The sequence below is a fragment of the Psychromonas sp. SR45-3 genome (assembly GCF_014163575.1).
GTDB lineage: Bacteria > Pseudomonadota > Gammaproteobacteria > Enterobacterales > Psychromonadaceae > Psychromonas > Psychromonas arctica.
Genome location: NZ_JACJDP010000051.1, coordinates 20,868 through 27,071 on the forward strand (window position 1 = coordinate 20,868; position 6,204 = coordinate 27,071).

Annotated in this window: 5 protein-coding genes; 4 read left to right on the forward strand and 1 reads right to left on the reverse strand. The window is 39.4% G+C overall.

The window, feature by feature from the left end; all coding sequences use genetic code 11:
- The first annotated feature begins 150 nt into the window (after window positions 1-150).
- Window positions 151-912 (forward strand): 2-dehydro-3-deoxy-D-gluconate 5-dehydrogenase KduD, encoded by a 762-nt coding sequence (gene kduD / locus H5084_RS17795; protein WP_028868211.1) that lies wholly within the window; start codon window positions 151-153, stop codon window positions 910-912.
- A 124-nt stretch (window positions 913-1,036) separates the two neighbouring features.
- Here the strand turns inward: kduD and H5084_RS17800 are convergent, their stop codons facing one another.
- A complete protein-coding gene (locus H5084_RS17800; RefSeq protein WP_028868212.1) occupies window positions 1,037-2,557 on the reverse strand; it encodes a PLP-dependent aminotransferase family protein in 1,521 nt (506 codons plus the stop codon).
- Between the two features lie 315 nt (window positions 2,558-2,872).
- On the opposite strand from H5084_RS17800, the gene tauA reads away from it, so the two are divergent.
- Genes tauA through H5084_RS17815 form a run of 3 tightly spaced genes read left to right on the forward strand, consistent with a single transcriptional unit; the run spans window position 2,873 to window position 5,757 of the window.
- Window positions 2,873-3,880 carry a taurine ABC transporter substrate-binding protein gene (gene tauA / locus H5084_RS17805; RefSeq protein ID WP_182691986.1) on the forward strand — a complete coding sequence of 336 codons (1,008 nt, stop codon included), beginning with the start codon at window positions 2,873-2,875 and terminating at the stop codon, window positions 3,878-3,880.
- A gap of 41 nt (window positions 3,881-3,921) precedes the next feature.
- Window positions 3,922-4,761, forward strand: a complete 840-nt coding sequence (locus H5084_RS17810; RefSeq protein WP_182691988.1) for a taurine ABC transporter ATP-binding protein — start codon at window positions 3,922-3,924, stop codon at window positions 4,759-4,761.
- 9 nt (window positions 4,762-4,770) lie between these two features.
- Window positions 4,771-5,757, forward strand: a complete 987-nt coding sequence (locus H5084_RS17815; RefSeq protein ID WP_220486007.1) for an ABC transporter permease subunit — start codon at window positions 4,771-4,773, stop codon at window positions 5,755-5,757.
- Window positions 5,758-6,204: the final 447 nt, after the last annotated feature.

The following is a 6,204-nucleotide window of genomic DNA, read 5'->3' on the forward strand; positions in this document are numbered from 1 at the left end:
TCTATTAGAAAGCAAGTTACTTATTATTTAATGTTAATTATAAAACGACGTTTCAATAATATTTGTTGATTGTTTTTTTTTTGTGTATATTGAAGTGTGGCTGTTTAGCGTTATTTCTTTGTTCAGGTGAAAGTAATTAAGGAAGATATTATGATTTTGGAATCATTTAGTTTACAAAATAAAGTGGCGATTGTGACTGGTTGTAATACTGGGTTAGGGCAGGCTATTGCATTAGGGTTGGCACAAGCGGGTTGTAAAGTCGTTGGCGTGAATCGCTCGGCTCCAGTGCAGACTATGGAAAAAATGGAAGCAGCTGGTTACGAATTTCTTGACCTGCGTGCTGATCTAATTAAACAAGATGGTATTGAAAATATCATTAAAGAAACACTACAACGCTTTAATAAAATTGATATCTTGGTGAATAATGCTGGCATTATTCGTCGTGAAGATGCGCTCGATTTCTCAGAAGAAAACTGGGATGACGTAATGAATGTTAATACTAAGACTGCATTTTTTATGTCTCAAGCCGTTGCCAAACAGTTTATTGCGCAGAAGCAAGGAGGAAAGATCATTAATATTGCTTCGATGCTTTCTTTCCAGGGAGGGATACGTGTTCCCTCTTATACTGCATCAAAGAGTGCATTAATGGGGATCACCAAAGCGATGGCTAATGAGTGGGCCAAATTTTCAATTAATGTTAATGCCATCGCGCCTGGGTATATGGCAACTAATAATACGACGGCATTGAGAGCTGATAAAGCACGTAATGCTGCGATCCTTGAGCGTATTCCTGCTGAGCGTTGGGGAACACCTGAAGATGTTGCTGGACCCTGTGTCTTTTTAGCTTCCGAGGCCGCAAACTATATTCATGGCTATACAATTGCCGTTGATGGCGGTTGGTTGGCGCGATGAGTCGCGTATAAGAGGGCGCTTTTTACAATTATTGAGGCTAGCTTAAGCTTTTATATCACTGATTATGTGCGATTTAAGCTTTGTCTTTGTTTTAAGCATTTGCTTTCAACAATTTTACCAACTATCAGCTACAACAGATATCAGCGGTTTTATGGTTAAGTGCTTTACGTTCTAATTGTGCGATCAGGCCACCAAGTATTGCTAACCCTTGTGATATTTTGTCAATATTGATGGCGGAAAACCCGAGCCTTATATAGTTTTTTGGAGCGTCTTGCTGCATAAATAAAGTATCGCCTGATTCAATTAAAATACCTTGTAGTGCAGCTGCTTCGCGTAATTTGTGGCTAGTTATGCTGGTGGGAAGCGCTATCCAGAAGCAGAAGCTACCGGGTGTGGAGTATATTTCACAATTTAATAAATGCTGTTCAATACCTTGTTGCATCTGTAACCACTTTTGTTCATAGGTACGGCGCATACGTCGCACATGGCTGTCATAATAACCTTGGCTGATAAATAACGCGGTAATACGTTGGTTGTTTGATGGTGGGTGACGGTAATGCAAAGTACGTAACTTGCGTAACTCAGTAATTAATGAACTATCCGCCACCATATAACCAATGCGTATACCCGGACTCAGTGACTTAGATAAACTACCAGTATATATAACGCGACCATCTTGATCGAAACTTTTTAAAGCCGGTAAAGGTTTTTCTATAAAGTTAACTTCACTTTCATAATCATCTTCAATCACAATAAAATCATCTTTAGAAGCTTGTTCCAACAAGGCTTTACGACGCTCAATGGTCATGGTGACAGTGGTGGGATATTGATGGCTTGGTGTTACGCAGACATAGTCACAATGGCTAAGTTGCTCGCCGACTTGTAAACCTTGATCATCAACATCCAAGGCTTTAACTGGGCTGTCACATAATGAAATAACATGTCGTAAATTTGCATACCCTGGGTTTTCTACACCAAAAGTGACGGACTGATCGGCTAATAAACTGGTTAATAAAAACAGAGAATTTTGAGTACCTAAGGTGATCAATATTTCATCGGTTTTTGCGCTGATCCCTCGTTTTGATAAAATTTGTTGGCGGATCTGCGACACTAGCTGTGGGTCATCCATATCGATATAGCCTTCAACCCACTCATGTAACTTACCTTTACTCTCTGCAATTCGTGAACATTCGCGCCATTGATAAAGTGGAAATTCATTAACGTCGATATGACCATAAATAAAAGGGTAAGGGTATTTCAGCCAGTTTTCATCTTTATTAAGAGTTGATAACTGACTAGGTTGTTTTTGTAAACGTTTGGACCAATTGGGTTGATTACGATTTTTTGAGTCTGAGATTGTAGTTTGTTGCACCGTATTGGGGAGTCGCTGCACCATAAGTAAGTCAGGGTGCACGAAGAATCCACTGCGTTTACGTGCAATCAGGAACCCTTCATCCACTAAACTTTCATACACCAGTACTACTGTATTTCTAGATACTTTTAATAACTGCGCCATTTTTCTGCCAGAGGGTAATGCCTTGTCACCAAAGGCGTCTTGCTCGATTAGCTCGACTAATTTTTCACGGATCTGTTGTTGATAAGTGCTGTTTTGATGCAGCTCAATATTCATTAAAAAATCAACCATATGGCACCTGCTTAAAAGTTGGAGCGAATTTTGTTTATAGGTTTGTATGCGTTTAGCAATTTATCTGTTTGCTTTCTATGTATAAACGCAATTTTTGAGCCAATTTTTTTGTAAAGAGGCTATTCAAAAGGTGCTGAAAAAGCGCGTGAGTATGAGAGCTGAAAAAGAGCGTAAAAACAGAACCAGATAATCAAGTGAATAATCGTGGACCACGAATTTCAAAAACTGGCTCTGTATCTTATTTTTTGCACCGCGTAGTTTAAATAACGAAACCAACGTCACATCAACAGCATCAGTTAAATAAGGAATTTTAAGATGAGAAAGTGTAAATCAATAAAGTTAATGACAGCTATGGCCGCGCTATTTTTTGCATCAACAGTGAGTGCAAAAGACGTCACGATTGGTTATATGGGCATGAATAACCCTTGGAAACATGCGATTAACGAGAAGTTAATTGAGAAAGAAACGGGTTATAACGTGAAATGGAGACGTTTTGACTCGGGTGCAAAAGTGATCACCGCAATGGCTTCTGGTTCAATTGATATTGCTTCTGCAGGCTCTAGCCCAATTGCTGCCGCAGTAAGTCGTGGTATCAACATTGAATTAGTTTGGATTTTAGAAAACATAGCGGATGCAGAAGCATTAGTGGTGCGTAACGATAGTGGTATTACTGCACCCTCTGATTTAAAAGGTAAGCGTATTGCTGTCCCGTTTGTATCAACAACACACTTTCATGCACTGTTTGCTTTAGAGCAATTTGGACTATCTGATAAAGACGTAAAACTCACTAATATGCAACCTAATACGATTAATGCAGCATGGCAACGTGGTGATATTGATGGCGCGTTTGTCTGGGATCCGGTGTTAGGCAAGATTAAAAAAGATGGGCATGTACTGATCACGTCGAAAACCCTAAGTTCATGGGGCAAACCTACCTTTGATGGTTTAGTGGTTGATAAAGAATTCGGTAAAGAAAATGCAGAATTTATGGCTAAAATTCTGAAGATAGCCGGTGACCTTGACCAACAATACCGTAGCAGCAAAGAGACTTTTGATGCATCACATCCGATCGCCAAATCTATCGCAAAAATATCTGGCGGTGATGTTAACCAAGTTGCAAATGTATTAGCACTTTATGAATTCCCTACTTTCACACAACAATTATCATGTAGTTGGTTGGGCTGTGGTGCCGATGGTGGTGCTGCTAAATCCCTAAAATCTACTTCAGAATTCTTGAAAAAAGAAAATAAAATTAACGATTTAATGCCTGATTATAGTGTCTTTGTTAACCCTGAATACGCAATTGCAGCATCAAAACTATAACTCATCAATTACGTTAAAATTATTTATTTAGGAGCGTTGTAATGAACACATTGAAAGTTTGTGAAGTCTCAGTAGTCTATCCCGGCTCAGAGGGCGGTGAGTCTGTGACTGCTTTATCAGATGTAAATCTGACTATGGAGCAAGGTGACTTAGTGGTTGCTTTAGGAGCATCAGGTTGTGGTAAAACAACGTTGCTAAACCTCATTGCTGGATTTATTTCTCCAAGTAAAGGGTATCTAACCTTAGGTAACAGTAAAGTAAAAGGTTATCCAAGAGTGTTATGTGGCAAAGATATTGGTGATGAAGTCACTGGGCCAGATGCCGACCGTGGAGTAGTGTTTCAAAAACACGCATTATTACCTTGGTTAAATGTGATTGAAAATACTGAATTTGGCTTAAAACTGCAGGGAGTAGATAAAAAAGTACGACGCGAACGTGCCGCAGAGTACCTAAAACTGGTCGGTTTAGAAGACTTCCATCAGCATAAGGTTTATCAACTTTCAGGTGGTATGCAGCAACGTGTCGGGATTGCTCGCGCATTAACTAATGACCCCAAAATGTTGTTATTGGATGAGCCTCTGGGGGCTCTTGATGCATTAACACGTGAATCATTACAAGAGTTGCTGTTAGACGTGTGGCGTAAAACCAACAAGATGATGTTTTTCATCACTCATAGTGTTGATGAAGCCTTGTTGTTAGCAACACGATTAGTAGTGATGTCTCCTCGCCCTGGCCGTATCACACATCAATTCGAGTTGAATTTTAATCAACAATTCTTAGATTGCAGAGATGCAAGACAAGTTAAATCTAGCCCCGAATTTATAGCGATGCGTGAAAAAGTATTAGCCATTATTCATGGCGATGAATTGGCCGTAGCCTAAGGAACGATTATGACCAGTATGACTAAAGAAATGGATTCCAGCTCGATAGGTGAATCCAAGAAAAAAATAGTAAACAGCAAAATAGCTCAAGAGCCGCAAATGGTAGACACTAAAGAAGAACGTGACAGTGCAGCAGCTTCCGTTTCATTTTTAGACAAAATACAACTTAAAATTAAAAAAATGACTGCACCAAGTGCCGTGCAAAGCGGCGAGTATTTTGGCACACCTGGTGCCGGAGATAGCCGTTTAATTGGTGTTTGTTCAACTATTTTCTTTATTGCTTTATGGGCTATTGCAACGGAAGGTGGGTTTATTAAACCTATCTTTTTGCCTTCACCTGTCGATGTGGTGCAGCGTTTAATTGATATTACCGTTGATGGTTTTGCAGGGGCAACACTTGTTGAACATTTGAATGCAAGTTTGGTGCGTATTTTTGGTGCCTTTATACTTGCCTGTTTAATCGGTATTCCATTGGGGATTACCATTGGCTGTAACCGTGTTTTCCGTGGTATTTTTGATCCTTTAATTGAATTCTACCGCCCACTTCCTCCATTAGCTTACCTACCGTTGATTATCATTTGGTTAGGCATTGATGAATCAAGTAAAGTAACGTTGATTTTTCTCGCGATGTTATCGCCGATTGTATTAAGTGCTCGTGCTGGTGTGACGTCAGTACGTATTGAGCAAATTCAAGTGGCTTACTCAATGGGGGCAACACCTTGGCAAGTGATTACACAGGTTATTGCTCGAGGTGCAATGCCAGATATTATGACAGGCATGCGTATTGCAATAGGCTTTGGTTGGACAACGTTAGTCGCCGCTGAAATGGTTGCTGCAGAACGTGGTATTGGTTTTATGGTACTTAATGCCTCTGAGTTTTTAGTGACTGATGTGGTGATTGCCGGGATCATTGTGATTGGTATTATTGCTTATTGTTTTGACCTCTTGATGCGTTACTTAGAAGCTAAATTGATTCCTTGGAAGGGTTATAATTAAACCTATATCTAGTTAATAAATAGCTTCATATTTAGCTGTTAACATGTAGATGTTTAGACACAGAAAGCCCGCTATTAGATTTAGCGGGCTTTCTTATTTCTGTTATGAAGTGAAGTCGATGTAGACCACACTAAGATCTTCGTTGCTGTCTTAAACTATAAAGGTAAAAACTGCCGCCATAGGTATTGGCTAGCTCACTGATTATCTATCTGTCTCTGTCTGCTCTATTTAATTGCCAACCCTCTACTCACAGATGATCATACAAAATATGGATAAAGTACAAGCGCAGACATGATTTACAGATGTAATAAGGTCACAAAGACCTTTGCTATTTCTTTACAGGATCTTATATAACGTTATACATTTTATATAAGCTTAAATGGCGGAACATTTAATGCTTACTGAAATAAGCAAGCATAAGCATTTTCACCCCTATATAGATCCTGC

Excerpts from the sequence above, each read along its gene's own strand:
- kduD (WP_028868211.1), top strand. The coding sequence starts at position 151 with ATGATTTTGGAATCATTTAGTTTACAAAATAAAGTGGCGATTGTGACT.
- tauA (WP_182691986.1), top strand. The coding sequence starts at position 2,873 with ATGAGAAAGTGTAAATCAATAAAGTTAATGACAGCTATGGCCGCGCTA.
- H5084_RS17800 (WP_028868212.1), bottom strand. The coding sequence starts at position 2,557 with ATGGTTGATTTTTTAATGAATATTGAGCTGCATCAAAACAGCACTTAT.
- H5084_RS17815 (WP_220486007.1), top strand. The coding sequence starts at position 4,771 with ATGACCAGTATGACTAAAGAAATGGATTCCAGCTCGATAGGTGAATCC.
- H5084_RS17810 (WP_182691988.1), top strand. The coding sequence starts at position 3,922 with ATGAACACATTGAAAGTTTGTGAAGTCTCAGTAGTCTATCCCGGCTCA.